Source organism: Modestobacter lapidis, assembly GCF_054780755.1.
In genome coordinates, this window is the sequence record NZ_BAAGVS010000026.1 from 14107 (window position 1) to 36839 (window position 22733).

Annotated in this window: 20 protein-coding genes; 16 read left to right on the forward strand and 4 right to left on the reverse strand. The window is 73.9% G+C overall.

The features are described from left to right. Positions 1–13 precede the first annotated feature (13 nt). The 10 genes from pgsA (at position 14) to ACYVG5_RS18770 (ending at position 9643) form a co-directional block, all read left to right on the forward strand. Complete coding sequence (gene pgsA / locus ACYVG5_RS18725) at positions 14–631, forward strand: CDP-diacylglycerol--glycerol-3-phosphate 3-phosphatidyltransferase (RefSeq protein ID WP_460683438.1); 618 nt, start codon at positions 14–16, stop codon at positions 629–631. Between the two features lie 26 nt (positions 632–657). Beyond that, positions 658–1152, forward strand: a complete 495-nt coding sequence (locus ACYVG5_RS18730) for a CinA family protein (protein WP_222050253.1) — start codon at positions 658–660, stop codon at positions 1150–1152. Positions 1153–1234: 82 nt separating this feature from the next. Continuing rightward, positions 1235–1666, forward strand: a complete 432-nt coding sequence (locus tag ACYVG5_RS18735; RefSeq protein WP_222050235.1) for a helix-turn-helix domain-containing protein — start codon at positions 1235–1237, stop codon at positions 1664–1666. Positions 1667–1858: 192 nt separating this feature from the next. After that, positions 1859–2638: a TetR/AcrR family transcriptional regulator gene (locus ACYVG5_RS18740; RefSeq protein WP_246630946.1), complete on the forward strand. Its 780-nt coding sequence runs from the start codon at positions 1859–1861 to the stop codon at positions 2636–2638. A gap of 129 nt (positions 2639–2767) precedes the next feature. Next, a complete protein-coding gene (locus ACYVG5_RS18745) occupies positions 2768–3997 on the forward strand; it encodes a DUF4032 domain-containing protein (protein ID WP_222050234.1) in 1230 nt (409 codons plus the stop codon). A gap of 135 nt (positions 3998–4132) precedes the next feature. Further along, positions 4133–5485, forward strand: a complete 1353-nt coding sequence (locus tag ACYVG5_RS18750) for an extracellular solute-binding protein (RefSeq protein ID WP_222050233.1) — start codon at positions 4133–4135, stop codon at positions 5483–5485. Further along, positions 5482–6444: a carbohydrate ABC transporter permease gene (locus ACYVG5_RS18755; RefSeq protein WP_222050232.1), complete on the forward strand. Its 963-nt coding sequence runs from the start codon at positions 5482–5484 to the stop codon at positions 6442–6444. The genes ACYVG5_RS18750 and ACYVG5_RS18755 overlap by 4 nt, the downstream gene beginning before the upstream one ends. Continuing rightward, positions 6444–7277, forward strand: coding sequence for a carbohydrate ABC transporter permease (locus ACYVG5_RS18760; RefSeq protein WP_222050231.1), 834 nt, complete (start codon positions 6444–6446; stop codon positions 7275–7277). Before ACYVG5_RS18755 ends, ACYVG5_RS18760 begins: the two co-directional genes overlap by 1 nt. Before the next feature lie 38 nt (positions 7278–7315). Then, complete coding sequence (locus ACYVG5_RS18765; RefSeq protein ID WP_222050230.1) at positions 7316–8590, forward strand: ABC transporter ATP-binding protein; 1275 nt, start codon at positions 7316–7318, stop codon at positions 8588–8590. Positions 8591–8788: 198 nt separating this feature from the next. Beyond that, positions 8789–9643, forward strand: coding sequence for a PspA/IM30 family protein (locus tag ACYVG5_RS18770; RefSeq protein ID WP_222050229.1), 855 nt, complete (start codon positions 8789–8791; stop codon positions 9641–9643). 153 nt (positions 9644–9796) lie between these two features. Here the strand turns inward: ACYVG5_RS18770 and ACYVG5_RS18775 are convergent, their stop codons facing one another. After that, on the reverse strand, positions 9797–10651 hold the full coding sequence (locus tag ACYVG5_RS18775; protein WP_222050228.1) for a DNA-formamidopyrimidine glycosylase family protein: 855 nt from the start codon (positions 10649–10651) through the stop codon (positions 9797–9799). Positions 10652–10729: 78 nt separating this feature from the next. Next, positions 10730–15361, reverse strand: coding sequence for an ATP-dependent helicase (locus ACYVG5_RS18780; RefSeq protein WP_222050227.1), 4632 nt, complete (start codon positions 15359–15361; stop codon positions 10730–10732). 213 nt (positions 15362–15574) lie between these two features. On the opposite strand from ACYVG5_RS18780, the gene ACYVG5_RS18785 reads away from it, so the two are divergent. Together ACYVG5_RS18785 and ACYVG5_RS18790 are read left to right on the forward strand one after the other, a co-directional pair. Continuing rightward, positions 15575–15784 (forward strand): KTSC domain-containing protein, encoded by a 210-nt coding sequence (locus tag ACYVG5_RS18785; protein WP_222050226.1) that lies wholly within the window; start codon positions 15575–15577, stop codon positions 15782–15784. A gap of 65 nt (positions 15785–15849) precedes the next feature. Next, on the forward strand, positions 15850–16995 hold the full coding sequence (locus ACYVG5_RS18790; protein WP_222050225.1) for an acyl-CoA dehydrogenase family protein: 1146 nt from the start codon (positions 15850–15852) through the stop codon (positions 16993–16995). Here the strand turns inward: ACYVG5_RS18790 and ACYVG5_RS18795 are convergent. Next, positions 16992–18194, reverse strand: coding sequence for a glycoside hydrolase family 3 N-terminal domain-containing protein (locus ACYVG5_RS18795; protein WP_222050224.1), 1203 nt, complete (start codon positions 18192–18194; stop codon positions 16992–16994). The genes ACYVG5_RS18790 and ACYVG5_RS18795 overlap by 4 nt on opposite strands. A gap of 59 nt (positions 18195–18253) precedes the next feature. Here ACYVG5_RS18795 and ACYVG5_RS18800 point away from each other — a divergent pair, with 59 nt between their 5' ends. From ACYVG5_RS18800 to ACYVG5_RS18815, 4 genes are all read left to right on the forward strand, one after another. After that, positions 18254–19582 carry an MFS transporter gene (locus ACYVG5_RS18800; protein ID WP_460683439.1) on the forward strand — a complete coding sequence of 443 codons (1329 nt, stop codon included), beginning with the start codon at positions 18254–18256 and terminating at the stop codon, positions 19580–19582. A 149-nt stretch (positions 19583–19731) separates the two neighbouring features. Continuing rightward, the gene (locus tag ACYVG5_RS18805) at positions 19732–19926 is read left to right on the forward strand and encodes a DUF3046 domain-containing protein (protein WP_222050223.1); all 195 of its coding nucleotides are present in this window, start codon (positions 19732–19734) and stop codon (positions 19924–19926) included. A gap of 188 nt (positions 19927–20114) precedes the next feature. Continuing rightward, positions 20115–21146 carry a recombinase RecA gene (recA, locus tag ACYVG5_RS18810; protein WP_222050222.1) on the forward strand — a complete coding sequence of 344 codons (1032 nt, stop codon included), beginning with the start codon at positions 20115–20117 and terminating at the stop codon, positions 21144–21146. 7 nt (positions 21147–21153) lie between these two features. Next, complete coding sequence (locus tag ACYVG5_RS18815; RefSeq protein WP_460683440.1) at positions 21154–22218, forward strand: regulatory protein RecX; 1065 nt, start codon at positions 21154–21156, stop codon at positions 22216–22218. A 106-nt stretch (positions 22219–22324) separates the two neighbouring features. Here the strand turns inward: ACYVG5_RS18815 and ACYVG5_RS18820 are convergent, their stop codons facing one another. Then, complete coding sequence (locus ACYVG5_RS18820; RefSeq protein ID WP_246630945.1) at positions 22325–22711, reverse strand: hypothetical protein; 387 nt, start codon at positions 22709–22711, stop codon at positions 22325–22327. Between the last annotated feature and the right edge of the window lie 22 nt (positions 22712–22733).

Genomic DNA, 22733 nt, shown 5'->3' on the forward strand with positions numbered 1-22733 from the left:
CACCGTGCGCCTGGTGAACCTGCCCAACGCGCTGACGGTCCTGCGACTGCTCGTGGTCCCGGTGTTCGCCGTCCTGCTGCTGTCCGGCGACGGCATGGACGAGGCCCGCCGGTGGTGGGCGACCTTGTTCTTCGCCCTGGCCATCATCACCGACCGTTACGACGGGATGATCGCCCGGCGCACCAACCAGGTCACCGAGTTCGGCAAGCTGGCCGACCCGATCGCCGACAAGGCGCTCACCGGGACGGCGCTGATCGGGCTCTCCGTGCTCGGGCTGCTGCCGTGGTGGGTGACCCTCACCATCCTCGTGCGCGAGGTGGGTGTGACCCTGCTGCGGTTCTGGGTGATCCGGCACGGCGTCATCGCCGCCTCCCGTGGCGGGAAGCTCAAGACCGTCCTGCAGGCGCTGGCTATCGGGCTGTACATCCTGCCGCTGACCGGCGTGCTCGCCTCGGCGCGCTGGTGGGTGATGGCGGTGGCCCTGGTGCTCACCGTGGTCACCGGCATCGACTACGTGTACCGGGCGCTCACGCTGCGCCGCACCAGCGCCCGGGCGATGCGCGCCGCCGCGGCCCGGCGGGCCGGCAAGGGGCCCTCGGCCGGCGAGAGCCGGACCGACACCGCGGCCTGACCGTGTCCGGCCCGGCACCGGCGCCCATGGCGCAGCGGCTGCATGCCGCCCTGCTGGCCCGGGGCGAGACGGTCGCCGCCGCCGAGTCGCTGACCGCGGGGCTGTTCTGCGCCGCCCTGGCATCGGTGCCGGGGGCCAGCCGGACGCTGCGCGGCGGCGCCGTCGTCTACGCCACCGACCTGAAGACGACGCTGGTCGGTGTGCCGGCCGACCTGCTGGCCGAGCACGGGCCGGTGAGCGGGCCGACGGCCACCGCCCTGGCCGAGGGCGTCCGCATCCGCTGCGGGGCCAGCTGGGGGATCGGGCTCACCGGCGTCGCCGGGCCCGACCCGGTCGACGGTCACCGCCCCGGCCGGGTGTACATCGGGGTGAGCGACGGGACGACGACCGAGGTGGTTCGGCTCGACCTGCCCGGTGACCGCGCGGCGGTGCGCTCCGCGGCCGTCGAGGCGGCCGTCGCGGCGCTGCTCGCCCGGCTGGCGGACGGGAACGGGGACGGCCGGGACGGCGTTACGCCATGAGCGGACGGCGCCCCGCCCGCACGGCCGGAGATCCACCTGCCGCGTACGGTGAGCACCACATGGACAGGGACAGGAGACGGCCATGACGCTGCTGCGGACCCAGCTCGGGAGCACCCTGCGCGGTCACCGGCTGCGCCAGCGCCGCACGCTGCGCGACGTCTCGGGTGCGGCACGGGTGAGTCTCGGCTACCTCTCGGAGGTCGAGCGCGGCCAGAAGGAGGCGTCCTCCGAGCTGCTCGCCTCCATCTGCGACGCCCTGGACGTCGAGCTCGCGGACCTGCTCGCCGAGGTGAGCCTCGAGCTGCGGCTGGCCGACCCGGCGCGGCAGCCGGTGCGCTCGGTGGCCGGCGAGCGCGTGGTGCGGGAAGCCGTCCGCGACGCCGAGGGCACCGCGGAGCCGGCGGCGGCGCTCCCGGCCGCCCCCGCGGCCGCCGAGCCGGCGCTCGCGCTCGTGGGTGGCGGGACGGCCCGCGGCTCGCTCCGGCGCGGTGACGCGTTCTACCTCGCTGCCTGAAGAAGGACCCCGTCCTCCCCACCCTTCGCAGGCTCAGGGCGGGACCCGGGACGGGGCCGGTGGCGGCCCCTCTGCAGGGACCCGCGCCGAGCTTGCGAGGCGTGGGGGCAGAGGGGTCCTTCTGGCGCGACACGATCTTCCTCCAACCCCGACGTCCTTGACCCGGTGCTACGGGGATGGGACACAGAGTGCATGCCAGCCACCACCGGGTACTCCCTCCCGCCGCTGTCCCGGCCGCCCGTGCCGTCGTCCGACCAGCACGACGGGCAGGGCGGGGTGTCCGTGCTGGACGCCGGCGCCGACCCGGCCGGCCACCACGTGACCACCCCGGTGCCGCCCGGCGCCGGCGCTACCCCGCCGCCGGGCGGCGTGCAGATGACCAACCCCGTCCCGGCGCTGGCCGTGGCCGTACCGGCTCCCGTGCCGCCGTCCGCGCGCCCGGCCCGCGGCCCGCGGACCGGCGCCCCCGGGCGCGCGACCGGACCGATGAGCCGCACCCGCCGCGGGCTGCTCACCGGCGCGCGGTCGGCGTTCGCCGAGCGCGGCCTGCGGCGCACCACCATGCAGCACGTGGCGGCGGCCGCCGGGGTGGCCAAGGCGACGCTGTACAACCACTTCCGCACCAAGGACGACGTCGCAGCGGCGCTGCTGGCCTTCGAGCTGGACCGGCTCGCCGCACTGGCCGCGGAGCTGCCGCTGACCGTCGCCGTCCCGGCGCTGGCCGAGGAGGTCGGCGCCCACCCGGTGCTGCGCCGGCTGGCCGAGACCGAGCCCGAGACGCTGGCCCGGATGCTGACTGTGGACGCCGAGCGCTGGGCGGACATCGCCGTGGCCCTCGGGGCCGCGCTCGGCCTCACCCGGGTTGCCGCCGAGGTCTTCGGCCGCTGGCTGCTGGGCCTGGTGCTGCAGCCGGGCACCAAGGCCGAGCGGGCGCAGCAGGCCGCGCAGATGACCCGGATGCTGCAGGCCTGACCGCACCGGCCCCCCGGTGGCCGCCGTCCGCGCCCGGGCGCGGACGGCGGCCACCGGCATAGGATCCGGGCGGCACCGTCGCCGCCCGGACCGGCGGGGGCACCACCCGGCGACCCCACGGAGTGCGCCATGAGGTACCTCTTCCGCCCTCCTGCGGCGGATGCCGCGGGGCTGCTGGCCCTGCCGTGGCACCAGCCGCTGGAGAAGTGGGACGACAGCGTCCTGCTCGACGTCCCGTCCCGCGGCATCTCCCGGCACGTCGTCCGGTTCACCGCCAGTGAGGGCAGCGTCTACGCGCTGAAGGAGATCGCCGAGCCGCTGGCCCGGCACGAGTACGCGCTGCTCGGCACCTTCGAGGAGGAGGGGCTGCCCGCGGTCTCCGTGGTGGGCATCTGCGTGGACCGGCCCGACGGGCTGGACGCCGTCCTGGTCACGCGGTACCTCGAGTACTCGATGTCCTACCGCTACCTGTTCTCCAGCCGCCGGGGCGCGGACTCGGCCGAGCGGTTGATGGACACCATGGTCCAGCTGCTCGTCCGGCTGCACCTCGCCGGCGTCTACTGGGGTGACTGCTCGCTGTCCAACACCCTGTTCCGGCTCGACGCAGGTTCCTTCGCCGCCTACCTGGTCGACGCCGAGACCGCCGAGCGGCACCCGACGATCTCCGCGGGCAAGCGGGCCTACGACCTCGACCTGGCCCGGGAGCGCGTCGGCGCCGAGCTGATGGACCTGCAGGCCGGCGGGCTGCTGCCGTCCGGGATCGATCCGATCGACGTCGCGGACAGCCTGGCCGGCCGGTACGAGGCGCTGTGGGACGAGGTCACCCGGGAGGAGATCTTCCGGCCCGAGGAGCAGCGGTACCGGGTGGCCGAGCGGCTCCAACGGCTCAACGACCTCGGGTTCGACGTCGGCGAGGTGGAGTTGGTGACCTCCGCGGAAGGGGCCCGGCTGCGGGTCGACACCCGGGTGGCCGAGCCTGGGCAGAACCGCCGGGAGCTCTTCCGGCTCACCGGCCTGGAGGTGCAGGAGAACCAGGCCCGGCGGCTGCTCAACGACATCCGGACCTTCCGCGCCTGGCTCGAGCAGCGCAGCGGGCGGCCGGTGCCCGACACGGTGGCCGGGCACCGCTGGCTGGCCGAGGTCTACCGGCCGGTCGTCGACGCCATCCCGGCCGGACTCGTGGGCCGGCTGGAGCCGGCCGAGGTCTTCCACGAGGTGCTGGAGCACCGGTGGTTCCTGTCCGAGCAGGTCGGCCGGGACGTCGGGACGACGGCGGCCGCGCGCTCGTACTTCGAGACCGTCCTCCCGGGCACGCCGGAGGAGCTGACCACCCCCTCGGCCATCACCGAACGGCGCTGATCCGGCCACCGAACGGACTGGTGCGGAGGCGGTAACGCCGCGGTTTCGCTCCGGTTGACAGCACCTGTGGCCTGGGCCACTCTCCGAGCACCGCGGTGACAATCTGTCATCGCCAGCAGGAGGAGGCGAGAGCCGGTGCCCGACGCCGTCGACAGCGCGAGGATGCCCCCGGACCGGCGGCAGAGCCGGCGACCGCGGCCCCGGCGCGCCCTCGCCGCCGGCGCGGCCACCGCGGTGCTCGCCTCGGTCCTGGCCGGCTGCGGGGGCGGCGGGGACGGGAACACGCCGACGCTCACCTGGTACATCAACCCCGACTCGGGCGGTCAGGCGGAGATCGCCCAGCGGTGCACGGAGGCGGCCGAGGGCCGCTACCGCATCGAGACGGCGCTGCTGCCCCGCGACGCGAACGCCCAGCGCGAGCAGCTCATCCGGCGTCTGGCGGCCGGCGACTCCTCCATCGACCTGATGAGCCTCGACCCGCCGTTCATCCCGGAGTTCGCCGAGGCCGGCTTCCTCGCCCCGGTGCCCGAGGACGTGGCCGAGCGGGTCACCGAGGGAACCGTGGACAGCGCGGTCGAGGGGGCGACCTGGGACGGCGCACTGGTCACCGTCCCGTTCTGGGCCAACACCCAGCTGCTGTGGTACCGCAAGTCGGTCGCCGAGGCCGCCGGGCTGGACATGAGCCAGCCGGTCACCTGGGACCAGTTGGTCGAGGCCGCCGAGGCGCAGGACGTGCGGATCGGCGCCCAGGGGGCGCGCGCCGAGTCGCTAACCGTCTGGCTCAACGCGCTGGTCGAGTCCGCCGGCGGCTCGATCATCACGGAGAACGCCGAGCAGCCCGAAAACATCGAGCTGGGGCTGAGCTCCGATGCCGCGGTGCGCGCCGCCGAGGTGATGCGGAACGTGGCCCGCTCGGACGCGGTCAGCCCGGCGTTCTCCACCGAGAACGAGGACGCCTCGGCCACCGGGTTCGAGGGCCCGGACGGCGGCTTCCAGGTGAACTACCCGTTCGTCTGGCCCCGCGCCCTCGCCGCCGTGGAGGGCGGGACGATGGACGCCGCCGTGCCGGAGGACTACGGGGCGGCGATCTACCCCCGGGTGAACGAGAATGACCCGGCCGCGCCGCCCTACGGTGGGATCAACCTGGGCGTCGGGGCATTCAGCGAGCAGTCGGACCTGGCCTTCGAGGCCACCGAGTGCATCACCACCGACGAGAACCAGGCCTACTACTTCATCACCAACGGCAACCCTGCCTCCTCGGCCGCGGTGTACGACGACCCGGCGGTCCTGGAGGCCTTCCCGATGGCGCCGACCATCCGCGAGTCCCTGGAGCTGGCGGCTCCTCGCCCGCAGACGCCCTACTACAACGAGATATCGGTCGGCCTCCAGCGGAGCTACCACCCGCCGGCCTCGGTCGTGCCGGGTCAGACCGGTGAGGAGGCCGCGGAGTTGATCCGTGCGGTGCTGCGGAAGGAGCGGCTGCTGTGAGCACGACGACCTTGCCACCCGGGGAACGCACCCAGCCGAAATCGGCCCCCCCACCGAAGATCAGTGACCGGTCCCGCAGTGAACGGCGGCTCGGCTGGCTGCTGGCGGGGCCGGCGTTCGCGGTCATGTTGCTGGTCACGGCGTACCCGATCGCGCAGGCGACCTACGAGTCGCTGTTCGACTTCCGGCTCACCGACCCGGAGAACCGGTCCTTCACCGGGCTGAGCAACTACTGGGTGATCCTCACCGACCAGCTGTGGTGGCGGTCCATCGGGGTCACGGTGTTCATCACCGTCGTGACCGTCGCGGTCGAGCTGGTGCTCGGGTTCGCCCTGGCGATGGTGATGTCCAAGGCGCTGGCGGCCATCCGGCCGGTTGTCCGCGCGGCCATCCTCATCCCGTACGCGGTGATCACGGTCGTGTCGGCCTTCGCCTGGCAGTTCGCCTTCGACATCAACTCCGGCTTCGTGAACCCGTGGTTCGCCTGGCTGCCCGGGGTGTCGGAGACCACCGACTGGTTCGGCGACACCTGGACCTCGCTGTTCGTCATCTGCATCGCCGAGATCTGGAAGACCACACCGTTCATCTCGCTGCTCCTGCTGGCCGGCCTGGCGCAGGTGCCGGAGGTGCTCCAGGAGGCGGCCAAGGTCGACGGCGCCACCTGGTGGCAGCGCATGCGGAAGGTGACCATCCCGAACATGAAGGCGGCCATCATGGTCGCCCTGCTGTTCCGCACCCTGGACGCCTTCCGGGTCTTCGACAGCATCTTCGTGATGACCGGTGGCGCCAACGGCACCGAGTCGGTGTCCTTCCTGGCCTACCGGCAGACGATCGCCCGGCTGGAGATCGGCCTGGGGTCGGCGGTGTCGGTGCTGTTGTTCCTGGTGGTCGTGTTGATCGCCTTCGTGTTCATCAAGGGCTTCAAGGTCGACCTGTCACAGCAGAGAGGAGACCAGTGATGTCACGCCGGGAGAAGATCTGGTGGGTCGTCGGTGGCGTGGTCATCGTGGTGTACGCGTTGTTCCCGATCGCGTGGATCGTGTCGCTGTCGCTCAAGGCGCCCGCCGACCTGAACAACGGCCAGTTCCTGCCCACAGGCCTGTCGTGGGAGAACTACAGCCTGATCCTCACCGGTGGGGCCAGCGACCTGTTCCTGCCGGCGCTGCGCAACTCCTTCGGCATCTGCCTGATCGCGACGGCGATCTCCTGCCTGCTGGCGATGTTCGCGGCCTATGCCATCGCCCGGCTCGACTTCCCGGGCAAGAAGCTGATCCTCTCCACGGCCCTGGCCGTGGCCATCTTCCCGGTGATCTCGATCGTCACGCCGCTGTTCAACCTGTGGCGGCAGATCGGGCTGTACGACACCTGGCCCGGGCTGATCATCCCCTACCTGTCCCTGACGCTGCCGATCTCCATCTGGACCATGTCGGCCTTCTTCCGGGAGATCCCCTGGGAGATGGAGCAGGCCGCCCAGGTCGACGGGGCCACGACCTGGCAGGCGTTCCGCAAGGTGATCGTCCCGCTCGCGGCTCCCGGCGTCTTCACCACCGCCATCATCGCGTTCTTCATCGCCTGGAACGACTTCCTCTACGGGATCTCGCTCACCTCGACCTCGGCGGCCCGGCCGGTTCCGGCAGCCCTGGGCCTGTTCTCCGGGGCATCCCAGTTCGTCGAACCCACCGGGGCCATCGCCGCGGCCGCCGTGATCGTGACGATCCCGGTCGTGGTCCTGGTCCTGATCTTCCAGCGGCGCATCGTGGCCGGCCTCACCAACGGCGCCGTCAAGGGCTGACCGCGCCACCCACCTGACCAGCGAGGAGAAGAGCACCGATGGCCTCGATCGAGATGAACCAGATCGTCAAGAAGTACGGAGACGGGTTCCCGGCGGTCAACGACGTCAGCCTGGACATCGCCGACGGGGAGTTCATGATCCTCGTCGGCCCGTCCGGCTGCGGGAAGTCCACGTTGCTGCGGATGATCGTGGGGCTGGAGGACATCACCAGCGGCGACATGGTCATCGGCGGTACCCGGGTCAACGACAAGGCGCCGCGGGACCGGAACCTCTCCATGGTGTTCCAGAACTACGCGCTCTACCCGCACCTGAGCGTCTACGAGAACATCGCCTTCCCGCTGCGGCTGGCAAAGACATCCGAGGACGAGGTCCGTCGGCGGGTCAACGAGGCGGCCGACGTCCTGGAGTTGCACGAGCACCTGGAGCGCAAGCCGGCCAACCTCTCGGGCGGCCAGCGCCAGCGGGTGGCCATGGGCCGGGCGATCGTGCGCCAGGCCGAGGCGTTCCTCTTCGACGAGCCGCTGTCCAACCTCGACGCCAAACTGCGCGGGCAGATGCGCACCGAGATCGCCCGCCTGCAGCGCCGGCTGGGGATCACGACCGTGTACGTCACCCACGACCAGACCGAGGCCATGACACTGGGCGACCGGGTCTGCGTGTTGCGCAAGGGCAAGATCCAGCAGGTGGCGTCGCCCCGCGAGCTCTACGAGCAGCCGGTCAACCTGTTCGTTGCCGGGTTCATCGGCTCCCCGCCGATGAACTTCCTCCCGGCCGAGGTGAACGGCGACACGCTCACCACGCCGTTCGGGGCGATCGAGCTCGACGAGCGGCGGGCCGCGGCGGTGGCGGGCAAGGAGCTGCTGCTGGTCGGCATCCGGCCCGAGTACTTCGAGGACGCCTCGCTGGTGGACGAGGCCAAGCGCCCGCTGGGGTCGGTGTTCACCGCCCGGGTGGACGTCACCGAGTGGCTCGGGGACTCGCAGTTCGCCTACATCCCCTACGAGGCGCCCGAGGCCATCCAGCAGAAGCTGGCGGACCTCTCCCGTGAGCTGGACTCCGAGGCGCTGCGTACCCAGGCGATCGTGTCGATCGACTCGACCAGCCGGATCCGGGAGGGCCGGGATGCGGAGTTCTGGCTGGACAGCCGGAAGGTGCACGTCTTCGACCCGGAGACGGGGGACAACCTCACCCGCGACGCCGAGGCCGGCGCCGAGCTGACCCGGCTGGCCTCCGAGGACCGCATCGAGCAGGTCCAGGAGGCACGGAGCGAGAGCCAGTCGATCTCCGGCGACGACCGGGCGGGCGCTGCCTGAGTCCGCCGTCCAGGCCCGGTCCACCGCCGTCGACGGCGGACCGGGCCTGCGGCGTGGCCCCGGCTGCCCGGCGCGGCTGTCACCCGGGATGGTGGCGCGGTGGCTGCCGGGGGTACGGACCTGGGACGATGAGGGCGACAGCGTTCCCGGCTCGTGCTCACCGCCGCCGGCGGGGCGCGCACCGGACCAGGAGGAGCCATGCCCAACCCTTTCGTGAAGCTGTGGAAGTACCTGACCGCCTCGGCCAACAACCAGATCGACCAGCGGGCCGACCCGAAGGTGCAGATCCAGCAGGCCCTCGAGTCCGAGCAGCAGCGTCACCAGTCGTTGGCCAACCAGGCCGCCGCCGTGCTGGGCAACCAGCGGCAGCTGGAGATGCGGCTGAACCGTCAGCTCGGCGAGGTGGAGCAGCTGCAGGCATCCGCCCGGCAGGCCCTCGTGCTGGCCGACCAGACGCGGTCGGCCGGTGACGTGGCGAAGGCCACCGAGTACGAGAACGCCGCGCAGGCGTTCGCCACCCAGCTGGTTGCGGCCGAGCAGTCGATGGAGGACCTCAAGCGCAGCCACGACGAGGCGCTGCAGGCCGCCGAGCAGGCCAAGGGCGCGGTCGAGCAGAGCCGGATGCGGCTGCAGACCACGCTGGCCGAGCGCTCCAAGCTGCTCTCCCAGCTGGAGCAGGCCAAGATGCAGGAGCAGGTCTCCGCGTCGTTGCGCTCGGTGAACGAGCTCTCCGCACCGGGCAACACGCCCAGCCTCACCGACGTCCGCGACAAGATCGAGGCCCGCTACGCGAATGCGCTGGGGCAGGCAGAGCTGGCCCAGACCTCGGTCGAGGGCCGGATGCTCGAGGTGCAGAAGGCCACCCTCGACGTCGCCGGCGCCTCCCGCCTGCAGCAGATTCGGTCGGGGCTGTCCGGCGACACCCCGTCGATCCCCGGCACCCCGGCGACCCAGGCGATCGGCCCGGGCCAGGAGGCCGCCCAGCCGGCCGCCCAGCCCGCTCAGCCGGTGGCCCAGCCGGTTGCCCAGCCCGCCGAGCGTCCGGAGCAGTAGTAGAAGGACCCCCGCGCCCCCCGGCACTCGCATGCTCGCGCCGGGCCCCTGCGCGGGGGCCGGTGCTCCCACGCCGCGCAGGCTCGGCGCGGGCCCCCTGGCGGGTGGCCGGAGCCGGAGGCCCCGTCGTCCTCGGGCGGCGGGGGTCGGTACTCAGTGCTGGCTGGCCGGCGACTGCGGATGACCGGGCTCGCCGGTGCGGGCCGCGGGGTCGACGGGGGTCTGGGCGGCCTGGCAGGTCGGGCACCACCAGGTGACCCGTTCCTGGAGGTCGGGGCCCTGGTCGCCGAGCAGGATGGTGCTGCCGCACCGGCGGCACGGGCGGCCCTTCCGGCCGAACACCCAGTGGTCGTCCCCGCGCCGGGTGCTGCCGGTGGTGCTCTGCTCGGGGTGGTGCCTGTTGGCCAGCATCAGGGTGCGCGCGCGCTGGACCAGCCCGGCCAGGTCGGGCACGTCGGCGACCTGCGCCCAGGGGTGCACGCCGGTGAGGAACAGCGACTCGGCCTTGTAGAGGTTGCCGATGCCGGCCAGGTTGCGCTGATCGAGGATCGCGACGCCGATCTGCTCGTCCGGGTGGCTGCGCAGCCGGCGCAGGGCCTCGTCGAGGTCCCAGTCGGGGCCGAGGACGTCCGGGCCCAGGTGGCCGACCAGCTCGGCCTCGTCCGCGGTGCGCACCAGCCGGACGTCGTGCAGCCGGTAGCCGACGCACTCCCACTCGTCGGTGGCCAGCACCGCCCGGACGTCGTGCCCGGGCCCGCCGCGCCACCGAGCGCCCGGCCGGTGGACGTGCCAGCTGCCGTCCATCCGGTAGTGGGTACGCAGGGTGCGGCCGTCGCCGAGCCGGATGAGCATGTGCTTGCCCCGGGGGACCACCTCGGTGACCGTCGCCCCGGTCAGGTCGACGTCGGCGAGCTGCGGCAGCCGCAGCTCGCCGCGGCGCAGCGTCGCCCCGGTCAGCGCGGTGTTCATCCGCTGGGCGGCCAGCCAGACGGTGTCTCCCTCGGGCACGGCGACCATGATCCCCCCGCGTCGGCCGCCCGGCCCGGGCCACCCGGCTCCGTCGCTGCCCCGGGCACGCCCGCCGGCTCAGCTGCGCAGGCGCAGCCCCCGGGGGGTGGCCGCGAAGCCGGCCGCCTGCAGCGCCGCGGACAGCGGCCCGGCCTCGTGCACCGAGGCACCGTCGGCCTTCTGCACCGTCATCCGCCCCAGCGCGCCCGACGCCGCGGCTCCCGACAGCGCGGTGGCCGCCTCCTTGAGCGCCGCCTCGTCCTCGGTCCAGGACAGCAGCGTCTTCCCGCCGCGCTCGACGTAGAGCACGAGTTCCCCGTCGACCAGCACCACCAGCGCGCCGGCCTTGCGCCCGGCCCGGTGGCCGGTGGCCCTCCGCCGGCCGGGGCCTTCGCCGACGTCGACGGTCGTGCCCTCCCCGGCGTCGTCGGCCGCACCCGCGACCCGCTCCGGCCAGGGCAGCGCCGCGCCGTAGACGTTGGCCGGGTCGGTCGCCGCGAGGACCACCGCGCCGCCCGGCACGCGGTCGGGACTGGCGAAGCTGCGCAGCCGGTCGACCGAGCCGGGCGTGCCGAACTGCGCGGCACCCAGCCCCTCGACGAAATACCCCCGCCGGGCGCGGCCGTTCTCCTCGAACGCGCGCAGCACCGGGTACACCGCCGAGAAGCCGCCGGGCACCTGCTCGGCCATCACCGCGCCGCGGGTGAGCACACCGTGCCGCTCCAGCAGCGACTCCGCGCGGGCGGTCGTCCGCTTGGTGCCGTTGGGCTCGAGATCAGGCAGCCGCGACCAGCGGCCGGCCACCGTCGGAGGCCCGGTGCGGCTGGGCATCGCCGGCCGCCCCACCCGGGTACGGCCGTACCGGGACCGGTCGAGCCGGGCCCGCGGCGCGGCCGGGGCCCTGCGGTGCGTGCCGCCGCCGGTCAGCCGGGCGCGCAGCGGAGCGAGGGTGTCGTTGGTGAGCGCGCCGGCCCAGACGAGGTCCCAGAGCACGTCGGTGAGCGCCTGGTCGTCGGTCGAGCCCACCCGGTCGGACAGCGAGCGGAAGAACAGCGCCCGCCCGCCGGCCAGCTCCTCGAGCAGCACCGCGGCGACGCCACTCTCGTCGCCCGCTCCACCGGGCGGCTCGGGCAGCAGCAGTGCCGCCAGGTCGGCGGGTACCAGGGTGACCCAGCCGTCCCCGCCGGCCAGGCTCCCCGCACCCGCCCACAGCACCTCGCCGGCGCTGGTGAGTTCGTCGAGCATCGCGGGGGAGTAGCCCGGCACCCGGGAGGGCAGCACCAGCGACTCGAGCGCCGAGGCGGGGAGCAGTGCTCCCGCCAGTTGCTCCACCACGGCGAGCACGCCGTCCACCCCGCGCAGCCGGCTGCCCACCGACTGCCAGGACGGCGTGAACCGGGCCAGCGTGCCGACCGGCACCGGCTCGACCTCCTGGCGCAGCTTGGCCAGGCTGCGCCGGCGGATGGAGCGCAGCACCTCCGCGTCGCACCACTCCTGGCCGACGCCGCCGGGCCGGAACTCCCCGGTGACCAGCCGGCCGGTGCCCACCAGCCGCTGCACCGTCGCGGTCACGACGGCCACGCCCAGACCGAGCCGGGTGGCGACCTCGCCGGGTACGAACGGCCCGTGGGTGCGCGCGTAGCGGCCGACCAGGTCACCCAGCGGGTCGGCGACCGGCTCGGTGAACACCTCGGGCACCCCGACCGGCAGCGCGGTGCCGAGGGCGTCGCGGAGCCGGCCGGCGTCCTCGATGGCGACGTACCGCAGCTGACCGGCGATCCGTACCTGCAGCGCCCGCCGGGCGGCGACCAGTTCCTCGAGCCAGGCGGCCGGGACGCCGCGCACGCCGGCCTCGGCGACGGTCAGGTCGCCGACCACCCGGAGCAGGTCCGCGCCGGCGTCGACGTCCCGGGGGTGCCGGTCGATCGGCAGCCGCTGCAGCTCGGTCTCGATCTCGCCCAGCGCGTCGGAGTCGAGCAGTTCCCGCAGCTCGGAGCGGCCCAGCAGCTCGGCGAGCAACCCGGTGTCCAGCGCCAGCGCCTGGGCCCGGCGCTCGGCCAGCGGTGCGTCGCCCTCGTAGATGAACTGGCCGACGTAGCCGAACAGCAACGACTGGGCGAACGGCGAGGCCGTCTGGGTCTGCACGTCGACCAGCCGCACCCGCCGGGCCCGCACGTCGGACATCAGCTCGACCAGTCCGGGCACGTCGTAGACGTCCTGCAGCACTTCCCGGACCGCCTCCAGGGTGATCGGGAAGGCGGAGAACTCGCTGGCCACGGCGAGCAGCTGAGCGGCTCGTTGCCGCTGCTGCCACAGCGGGGTACGGCGGCGCGGGTCGCGGCGCGGAAGCAGCAGCGCCCGGGCGGCGCACTCGCGGAACCGGCTGGCGAACAGCGCCGAGTTGCCCACCTCGGTGGTCACCGCACGCTCGACGTCGTCGGGGTCGAGCAGCGCCAGGTCGGCCTCGGGTGCCTCCCCGGTGGTGTCGGGCAGCCGCAGCACGATGCCGTCGTCGGAGTGCATGGAGGCGACGTCGACGCCGTAGCGCTCGCGCAGCCGGGCGGCCAGCACCAGCGCCCACGGGGCGTTCACCTGAGCGCCGAAGGGGGAGTGCACCACCAGCCGCCAGTCGCCGAGCTCGTCGCGGAACCGCTCCACGAGCAGCGTGCGGTCGTCGGGCAGGTATCCGGTGGCCTGCTTCTGCTCGGCCAGGTAGGCGAGCAGGTTCGCCGCGCCCCACTCGTCGAGCCCGGCGGCCCGGGCCCGCGCCGCGCCGTCCTCCGGGCTCGCCGAGCCGACCTCGCGGAGGAACGCGCCGAGCGCCCGGCCGAGCTCCAGCGGGCGGCCCAGCGTGTCGCCGTGCCAGAACGGCATCTTCCCGGGCTGGCCGGGCGCGGGGCTGACCAGCACCCGGTCGTGGGTGATCTCCTCGATCCGCCAGGAGGAGGAGCCGAGCAGGAAGACGTCGCCGGTGCGCGACTCGTAGACCATCTCCTCGTCGAGCTCGCCGACCCGCTTGCCGCCCTCGCCGGCGCCCGAGACGAGGAAGACACCGAAGAGCCCCCGGTCGGGGATCGTGCCGCCGCTGGTGACGGCCAGCCGCTGGGCGCCGGAGCGCGCGGTGAGGGTGTCGGTGACCCGGTCCCAGGTGAGCCGGGGGCGCAGCTCGGCGAAGGCGTCGGAGGGGTAGCGGCCGGCCAGCATGTCCAGCACCGCGTGCAGCGCGGAGTCGGGTAGCGCGGCGAACGCCGCCGACCGGCGGAGCACGGCGGCCACCTCCTCCACCGTGCGGGGGCGCTCGGCGACCATGGCCACGACCTGCTGGGCGAGCACGTCCAGCGGGTTGCGGAGGTACCGCGTCGACTCGATCGCCCCGGCGCGCATCCGCTCGGCGACGACGGCGCTCTGCACCAGGTCGCCGCGGAACTTCGGGAAGATGACGCCCTCGCTGACCGCGCCGACCTGGTGCCCGGCCCGGCCGACCCGCTGCAGCCCGGAGGCGACGGTGGGCGGTGACTCGACCTGCACGACCAGGTCGACGGCGCCCATGTCGATGCCCAGCTCCAAGGACGAGGTGGCGACGACCGCGGGCAGCTGACCGGACTTCAGCGCCTCCTCCACCACTGCCCGCTGTTCCCGGGACACCGAGCCGTGGTGCGCCGAGGCGACGGGCCTGAAGTCGGCCGGCAGCCCGCCGCCGGCCCCGGCCTGGGCCATCAGCTGCGCCGGGCTCGTGCCCGGGGGGAGGGGCTCGCCGGTGGACCGTTCGTAGGCCAGCTCGTTGAGCCGGCTGGTCAGCCGCTCGGCCAGCCGCCGGGAGTTGGCGAACACGATCGTGCTGCGATGGCTCTGGATGAGGTCGAGCACCCGCTCCTCGACCGCGGGCCAGATCGACGTCCGGGGTTGGTTGCCCGCGGCGGAACCCTCGAGCTCGCCGGTGGGCTGCCCGAGGGTGCTCATGTCCTCGACCGGGACGACGACCGAGAGGTCCCACTGCTTGACCGACGGTGGCGCCACGACCTGGACCGGCCGGCCGCCGGCCAGGAACGTCGACACCTCTTCGATCGGCCGGACGGTGGCCGACAGGCCGATCCGCTGGGCCGGGCGCTCGAGCAGCTCGTCGAGCCGGTCGAGGGAGACGGCGAGGTGGGCGCCGCGCTTGCTGCCGCACACGGCGTGCACCTCGTCGAGGATGACCGTCTCCACGCCGCGCAGAGCCTCCCGGGCCTGGCTGGTCAGCAGCAGGAACAGCGACTCCGGCGTGGTGATCAGGATGTCCGGCGGCCGGCGGGCGAAGGCCCGCCGCTGGTCGGCGGGGGTGTCCCCGGACCGCACGCCGACGGCGATGTCCGGGCGGGGGAGGCCCAGCCGCGCGGCCGCCTGACCGATCCCGGCCAGCGGCGCCCGCAGGTTGCGCTCGACGTCGACGGCCAGGGCCTTGAGCGGTGAGACGTAGAGCACCCGGCAGCGCGCCAGGGCGTCCTCCGGCGGCGGGACGGCGGCCAGCCGGTCCAGCGACCACAGGAACGCCGCGAGGGTCTTGCCCGACCCGGTCGGCGCCACGACCAGGGCGTGCCCACCGCTGCTGATCGCCTGCCAGGCGCCCTCCTGGGCCGCCGTCGGCTCGGCGAAGGCCCCGGTGAACCAGGCCTGGGTGGACGCGGAGAACCGCGCCAGTGCCGAGGGCGTCTCGGTCGGGGCGGCGGGCACGTCGTCCAGTGTCCCCGCGGGTACGACATTCCTGCCCGCCCCTGCCCGCCCCTGCCCGCGCGTACCCGGGTCGAGGAGTCGACATGTCGATTCGGCGCGCCTGCGCCGGCGGGTGCCGGAGCGGCCGGACGATGTCCCCGGTCCCGCCGCGAGACCAGCGGCGGCCACCGCGAGCAGCGGTGCCCCCGGCGGTGCCGCGTCAGGGGGTGCGCCATGCTGCGGGCGCCCGTGGAGTCCTCGAGCATCGTGTCGGTCGGGTACGACGAGGAGCAGCGCATCCTCGAGATCGTCTACACCGGTGGGCGCGTCTACCACTACCTGGAGGTGCCGCCGGAGCGGGTGCTGGCGCTGCTCCGGGCGGAGAGCAAGGGCCGGTTCGTCAACGGGGAGATCAAGCCGAACTTCCGGTACCGGGCGGTCTGATCGGCCGTGCCGCGCGCCGGCGGCGGGGCTGTCCGGGTGTTCCGCGGCTGGGTCACACTGCGGGGATGCGCCGCTCCCTCTACGAGGCCGACCACGAAGATTTCCGGCAGAGCGTCCGGGCGTTCCTGGAGCGGAACGTCGCCCCGTTCCACGACCAGTGGGAGTCCGAGGGGATCGTGCCACGGCAGGTGTGGACCGCTGCGGGGCAGCAGGGGTTCCTGGGCATCGACCAGGACGGGCGGCACGGCGGTGGCGGGGTGCGCGACTTCCGCTACTCTGCCGTCCTGGACGAGGAGCTCTCCCGGATCGGGGCGACCGGGGTGGGCTTCCCCCTGCACAACGACGTCGTGGGCCCCTACCTGCGGGACCTGGCCACCGACGAGCAACAGGCCCGCTGGATCCCCGGCTTCTGCGCCGGGGAGCTGATCACCGCGATCGCGATGACCGAGCCCGCGACCGGCAGCGACCTGCAGGGCATCACGACCACCGCCCGCCGCGACGGCGACGCGTGGGTGCTCAACGGCTCCAAGACCTTCATCACCAACGGCATCAACGCCGACCTGGTGATCGTGGTCGCGCGGACGAGGGCCGACGGGCCGGCCTCACGCGGCACCAGCCTGCTGGTCGTCGAGCGTGACATGCCCGGCTTCACCCGTGGCCGCAACCTGGCCAAGGTCGGGCTCAAGGCGCAGGACACCGCCGAGCTGTTCTTCTCCGACGTCCGGGTGCCGGCGGCCAACGTGCTGGGCACCGAGCACGGCGGCTTCGGCCACCTGATGGAGAACCTGCCGCAGGAACGGCTGTCGATCGCGGTCACCGCCGTCGCCATGGCGGAGACGGTCCTGGCCCGGACCGTCGAGTACGTGACCGGCCGGACGGCGTTCGGCAAGCCGGTCAGCTCCTTCCAGAACACCCGCTTCGTGCTCGCCGAGCTGCAGACCGAGGTGACCATCGCGCGCACCTTCCTCGACGAGTGCATGCGCCAGCTGGGCACCGGCGACCTCACCGCCACCGACGCCGCGATGGCCAAGTACTGGACGACGGAGCTGCAGAGCAAGGTCGCCGACCGGTGCCTGCAACTGCACGGCGGCTACGGCTACATGGACGAGTACCCGGTGTCGAAGGCCTGGCGGGACGCCCGCGTGCAGTCGATCTACGGCGGCACCAACGAGATCATGCGGGAGATCGTCGGCCGCGCCATGGGCCTCTAGTCGCAGGTCAGCAACCCGAAGCGCTCCTTCAGCTCGAGGACCCGCAGTGCGGACCCGTCGACCCGCGCGGCGAACGCCGGGTCGGCGGCCGCGCGGTCGACCAGGGCCTCGGTCATCGGTCGGGCGTGCCCGGTCTCCACCGTGAGGACGACGTCGACCCCGGCACCCACCGCCGCCACGGCCCGCTGCCCGACCGGGACGCCGGACAGCGCCACCGCCGCCCCGAGGTCGTCGCTGACCACCACACCCGAGAAGCCCAGCTGGTCGCGCAGCAGGTGCAGCACGGCGGGGGAGAAGACCGCGGGGCGGTCGGGGTCCAGCTGCGGATAGGTGGCCGAGCTGACCATGACCGCTGCCGCTCCGGCTGCCACCGCCGCCCTGAACGGCTCGAGGTGGGGGTCGGTGCGGGTGGCCTCGGGATCGCTGGCGCCGACGTCGGTGTCGGTGTTCACGTCGACCCGGCCCAGGCCGGGGAAGTGCTTGACCGTCGCGGCGACGCCGGCGTCCTGCAGGCCACCGACGACGGCGGTCACCGCGGCGGCCACCGCGGCGGGGTCGGTGCCGTAGTGCCGGTCGTAGGCCCCGATCGGCGGGTTGGTGTGCTCGGTGCCGGCCGGCACGGTGTCCGCGACCGGGCCGAGGTCCATGGTGATGCCGGCGTCCCGCAGCTGCCGCGCCCAGCCGGCGACCGTCGCGCGCAGCTGCTCGGGGGGCTGCCCGGCCTGCTCGAGGGCGGTCGGCAGCAGGTCGAAACCCGGCCCGGTCAGCGTCTGGACCGCGCCCCCCTCCTGGTCCACCGCGACCTGCAGCGGCACCGTCGCGGCGTCCTGCAGCTGCGCCACGGCGGCGCCGATGGCCTCGGCGCCGGCCGAGCTCCGGCCGCGGAGGAACACGCCCCCCACCGGGACGTCGCCCAGTTCGGCGGCGCCGCTGACCGGATCCGTCGCCGGAACCCCGGCCATCAACAGCTGACCCGCCCGCTCCCGGCGGTCGAGGCCGTCCAGCGTCCGCTCGGCGCACGATGCCGTCGCCTCCGGTGGTGGGCCGGTGGGCGCCGGCGTGGTCGCGGTGGGCGACGCCGCGGCCCGCTCCGGCGACGAGCCGGCGCCACAGGCGGTCAGCGGAACCAGCAGGGCGCCGGCCAGGAGGGCAACGCTCGCGCGCCACCGTCCGCCGGTGGGGGCCGTCGAGGTGCTCACCGCTCCTGTGTACCCACCGGAACCGTGACGCCGTCCGACCGGGCAGGCAGACTCGCCGCGTGACCGGGAACCTGTCCACTGCCGTCCAGCGGGCCGACGCCCAGCGGCGCACGCTGCCGGTGCTCTCGGCGGGCGTCGCCCTGGGTGGTCTGGGTGTGACCGTCGGCATCACCGTCGGCGGGCTGCTCGCCCGCGAGGTGGCCGGCTCGGACGCCGCGGCCGGTCTCGGTCAGACCGCCAGCGTGCTGGGCGCCGCGGTGATCGCCGTCCCGCTGGCCCGGGTCAGCGACCGGTCCGGACGGCGGACGGGGCTCGCGCTCGGTTACGGGATCGCGCTGGTCGGGGGGCTGGTCGTGATCGGAGCGGCCGCGCTGTCGTCGTTGCTGCTCCTGATGGTGGGGCTCTTCTTCTTCGGCGCCGCCACGGCGAGCGGTCTGCAGGCGCGGTACGCCGCCGCCGACCTGGCCCGGCCCGAGCACCGCGGGCGGGCGCTGGCACTGGTCGTGTGGGCCACGACGATCGGCTCCGTGCTCGGCCCCAATCTGGCCGGGCCGGGTGACGACCTGGGCCGGGCGCTGGGCCTGCCGTCCCTGGGCGGGGCCTTCGTGCTGCCGGCCGTGGCGTTCGCCGTCGTCGTGGTGGGGATGCTCCTGCTGTTGCGCCCCGATCCGCTGCTCCTGGCCCGCCGGCTCGCCGCCGTCGACGACCCGGCGCCACCGGGTCCGCGCGCCGGCACGCGCACCGCGCTGGCCGCCGTGTGGGCGACGCCCGGCGGCCGGCTCGGGCTGACCGCGGTGGTCGTCGCCCATGCGGTGATGGTCGGGCTGATGGTGATGACACCGGTGCACATGGGCGCCGGGCACCTGCACGACGACGGCGGGACGACGCTGCGGGTCATCGGCCTGGTGATCAGCGTGCACGTGGCCGGGATGTACCTCTTCTCCCCGGTGGTCGGCTGGCTCGCCGACCGGGCCGGGCGCTCGGCCACCGTCGCGCTCGGTGGCGGGCTGCTGCTGGTCGCCGCCCTGGTCGCGGGCACCGCGCCGCCGGGGGCCGCCGTCCAGTTGGGGATCGGGCTGTTCCTGCTCGGGCTCGGCTGGTCGTGCGGGCTGGTCGCCGGGTCGACGATGGTGACCGAGGCGGTCTCCACCGACGTGCGGCCCACCGCCCAGGGGGCGACGGACCTGCTCATGGGGCTGGGCGGTGCGGTCGCGGGGGCCGTCGGCGGGCCGCTGCTGGCGTTCGGCGGCTTCGGGCTGGTGGCGGCGGCCGCCGCGCTGCTGGTGGTGCCGCTGGCGGTCGTGTGGGGCGGCGCCCGGCGGGCGTCGGCCTCGGCGGCAGCGGAGTCGCCGGACGTGGCCGAGAGTGCTCAGCGCCGGCCGCGGTAGTCGCGGATCAGCAGCACGATGCTGATCAGCAGCACCGTGACGATGCCGATCTGCAGGACGGCGTCCCAGGTGCCCGAACCCGTGCTGGGGAACATGCGTCGAGCGTAGGCCGGGAGCGGTTTCGAAGCCGGTCTGGGTACCGTCGTGGGGTGCGCCTGCAGGAGTTCTGGTCCCGGATGCGCGATGAGTTCGGGTCGATGCGGGCCGAGGCCGTGGCACGTGACCACGTGTTCGCCGCCATCGGCGGCCGTTCGGCGGTCGAGGCGATCGAGGCCGGGGTGAGCGTGCGGAAGGTCTGGCTGGCCGTCTGCGAGGAGTACGACGTCCCGCCGAAGAGGCGCTGATCCCGGCTCGGCCGACGGCCCGGGGACGGGCTCCGGCGTGTCGCTGGATTCGAACAGGTGTTCGTCTTACCCTGGCATGCACAGGCCCGCGGCGGCGTCCACAGATGCGCTCGGTCCGTCGAAAGTGTCAGACCCCCGCCCTAGCGTCGGCGACGACCCGCTCCCCGCGACACCCGAAGGTGGACACCATGGCAACGCTCGACCGCGACAAGGCCCTCGACATGGCCCTTGCCCAGATCGACAAGCAGTTCGGCAAGGGCTCCGTCATGCGCCTGGGCGACTCGCCCGAGGTTGCCATGAAGGTGATCCCGACCGGCTCCATCGCCCTCGACATCGCCCTGGGCGTCGGTGGCCTGCCGCGCGGCCGGGTCGTGGAGGTCTACGGCCCCGAGGCCTCGGGCAAGACGACGGTGGCGCTGCACGCTGTCGCCAACGCCCAGGCGTCCGGGGGCATCGTCGCCTTCATCGACGCCGAGCACGCCCTCGACCCCGACTACGCCCGGGCGATCGGCGTCGACACCGACGCGCTGCTGATCAGCCAGCCCGACACCGGTGAGCAGGCGCTCGAGATCGCCGACATGCTGATCCGCTCCGGCGCGCTCGACCTCATCGTCATCGACTCGGTGGCCGCCCTGGTGCCCCGCGCCGAGATCGAGGGAGAGATGGGCGACAGCCACGTGGGTCTGCAGGCCCGGCTGATGAGCCAGGCGCTCCGCAAGATCACCGGGGCGCTGAGCAACTCGGGCACGACCTGCATCTTCATCAACCAGCTGCGCGAGAAGGTCGGCGTCGTGTACGGCTCGCCGGAGGTCACCACCGGTGGGCGCGCGCTGAAGTTCTACTCCTCCGTCCGGCTCGACGTCCGCCGTATCGAGACCCTCAAGCAGGGCACCGACGCGGTCGGCAGCCGGGTGCGGGTCAAGGTCGTGAAGAACAAGGTGGCCGCGCCGTTCAAGCAGGCCGAGCTCGACCTCATCTGGGGCACCGGCTTCAGCCGCGAGGGTGGCCTCATCGACATCGGCGTCGAGCAGGGGTTCGTCCGCAAGTCCGGTGCCTGGTACACCTACGAGGGCGACCAGCTCGGGCAGGGCAAGGAGAACGCCCGCACCTTCCTGCGCGACAACCCCGACCTGGCCGACGAGATCGAGAAGAAGATCAAGGAGAAGCTGGGCATCGGCGCCAAGCTCGACGCACCGGCGGTCGAGCCGGCGGACTTCTGATCCTCCGGTGAGCGACTCCTGGATGGACGCCGCCGCGGAGCCGGCGGGCGACGATGCCCGCCGGCCCGGTCGGCGCCGTTCCAGCGGCTCGGGGCGGGCCCGCGAGCGGGGCAGGTCCAGCTTCGGGGAGGGCGGCCGCGGCCAGGGCGCGCGACGCCGCGACGGTGGACCGGCGGGCGATCCCGACGGTCCGGCCGGGGCAGCGGTCGAGGAGATGGCCGATCCGGAAGCAGCGGCCCGTGGCATCTGCCTGCGCGCCCTCACCGGGGCGGCCAAGACCCGGCAGCAGCTCGCCGAGCTGCTCGACCGCAAGGACGTCCCCGCGGCGGCGGCGGCAGCCGTCCTCGACCGGTTCAGCGAGGTCGGGCTGATCGACGACGCCGCTTTCGCGGCGGCGTGGGTGAGCTCCCGGCAGACCGGCCGCGGCCTCTCGCGCCGGGCGCTGGCCGCAGAACTGCGCGCCAAGGGCGTGGACGGTGACGTGGCCGCCGCGGCCGTGGCCGAGGTCGACCCCCAGGACGAGTGGGACACCGCCCGCCGGCTGGTCCAGCGCAAGGCGCCGAGCATGGCCCGCCTGGACCGGGTCACCGCGGAACGCCGGCTGGTCGGCATGCTGGCCCGCAAGGGCTACGGCGGCGGGCTGGCCGGGATCGTGGTCCGGGAGGCCCTCGACGAGCTGCTCGCCGCCGCGGAGCCCGCGGACGCCGAGCCCACCGCTGGGGCGGACGACGCCGGCGACGAGAGCACGCCCGCCCTGCCCGGCGAGGACGCGGGGCAGGTCGTGCCGGGCGGAGGGGCGCGCAGCTCCGGCCGTGGGTTCTCCGGTGGGTTCTCCGGTGGGTTCTCCGGTGGGTCCGGGGGCGGCGGCTTCGGCACCGGCGGCCTCGGCAGACGGAAGCCCGGCCACCGGGCGGCGGAGGGCAAGCCCAACGGCAGCGGCCTCGGCGGCGGCGGAGCCGGAGGCATCTCCGGCCAGCGGGCGGTGAGCATGGCCGACGAGGTCGGCGAGGGCCACTGGGAGTCGATCAGCCGCCGCTCCGCCGGCCCGTCGATCGAGCCGCGGTCCCGCTGACCTCTGGCAGCACGCCGCCGGAACAGCAGAACGCCAGCAGCCCAGATCCGGATCGGATCTGGGCTGCTGGCGTCACCGGTCGTCGGCCGCAGCGACGACCCGGCGGTCAGCGGTCGAGCCAGGCGGTGACGTCGACGGCCACGCCGTCGGCCGCGTCGTCGTCCGGCACGAGCCAGCGACGGCTGCGCTCCTGGCCGGCGCCCAGCCACAACTGGATGGAGGCGTCGAACTGCGACATGGTCAGCGTCTTGGCTAGGCTCGGCGAGCTGACCGGCCCCAGGAAGGTCACGTCGCTCTCCTCCCCGGTCTCGTAGCGCAGCACGACGCGGCAGCGGGAGCGGCGGTGCCGAGCCGGGGGCACGGCCTCCCGCACGATCGCGGACTCGGCGCCGGCGGCCGCGGCGAACTCGGCAGCAGACGAGCGCAGCCGGCTGACGAACAGCTGAGCTGTGTCAGCCAGGTCCGGTTCTAGGACGGGAGCGGCGGCAGTCATGTCTTCCATCTCGGCAGCCGGT

What these genes read in the sequence shown, in the direction of transcription:
- ACYVG5_RS18760 (WP_222050231.1), top strand. Translation starts at nt 6,444, where the DNA reads ATGTCACGCCGGGAGAAGATCTGGTGGGTCGTCGGTGGCGTGGTCATC.
- ACYVG5_RS18790 (WP_222050225.1), top strand. Translation starts at nt 15,850, where the DNA reads ATGCGCCGCTCCCTCTACGAGGCCGACCACGAAGATTTCCGGCAGAGC.
- ACYVG5_RS18820 (WP_246630945.1), bottom strand. Translation starts at nt 22,711, where the DNA reads ATGACTGCCGCCGCTCCCGTCCTAGAACCGGACCTGGCTGACACAGCT.
- ACYVG5_RS18735 (WP_222050235.1), top strand. Translation starts at nt 1,235, where the DNA reads ATGACGCTGCTGCGGACCCAGCTCGGGAGCACCCTGCGCGGTCACCGG.
- ACYVG5_RS18765 (WP_222050230.1), top strand. Translation starts at nt 7,316, where the DNA reads ATGGCCTCGATCGAGATGAACCAGATCGTCAAGAAGTACGGAGACGGG.
- ACYVG5_RS18770 (WP_222050229.1), top strand. Translation starts at nt 8,789, where the DNA reads ATGCCCAACCCTTTCGTGAAGCTGTGGAAGTACCTGACCGCCTCGGCC.
- ACYVG5_RS18740 (WP_246630946.1), top strand. Translation starts at nt 1,859, where the DNA reads ATGCCAGCCACCACCGGGTACTCCCTCCCGCCGCTGTCCCGGCCGCCC.
- ACYVG5_RS18730 (WP_222050253.1), top strand. Translation starts at nt 658, where the DNA reads ATGGCGCAGCGGCTGCATGCCGCCCTGCTGGCCCGGGGCGAGACGGTC.
- ACYVG5_RS18745 (WP_222050234.1), top strand. Translation starts at nt 2,768, where the DNA reads ATGAGGTACCTCTTCCGCCCTCCTGCGGCGGATGCCGCGGGGCTGCTG.
- ACYVG5_RS18785 (WP_222050226.1), top strand. Translation starts at nt 15,575, where the DNA reads ATGCTGCGGGCGCCCGTGGAGTCCTCGAGCATCGTGTCGGTCGGGTAC.
- recA (WP_222050222.1), top strand. Translation starts at nt 20,115, where the DNA reads ATGGCAACGCTCGACCGCGACAAGGCCCTCGACATGGCCCTTGCCCAG.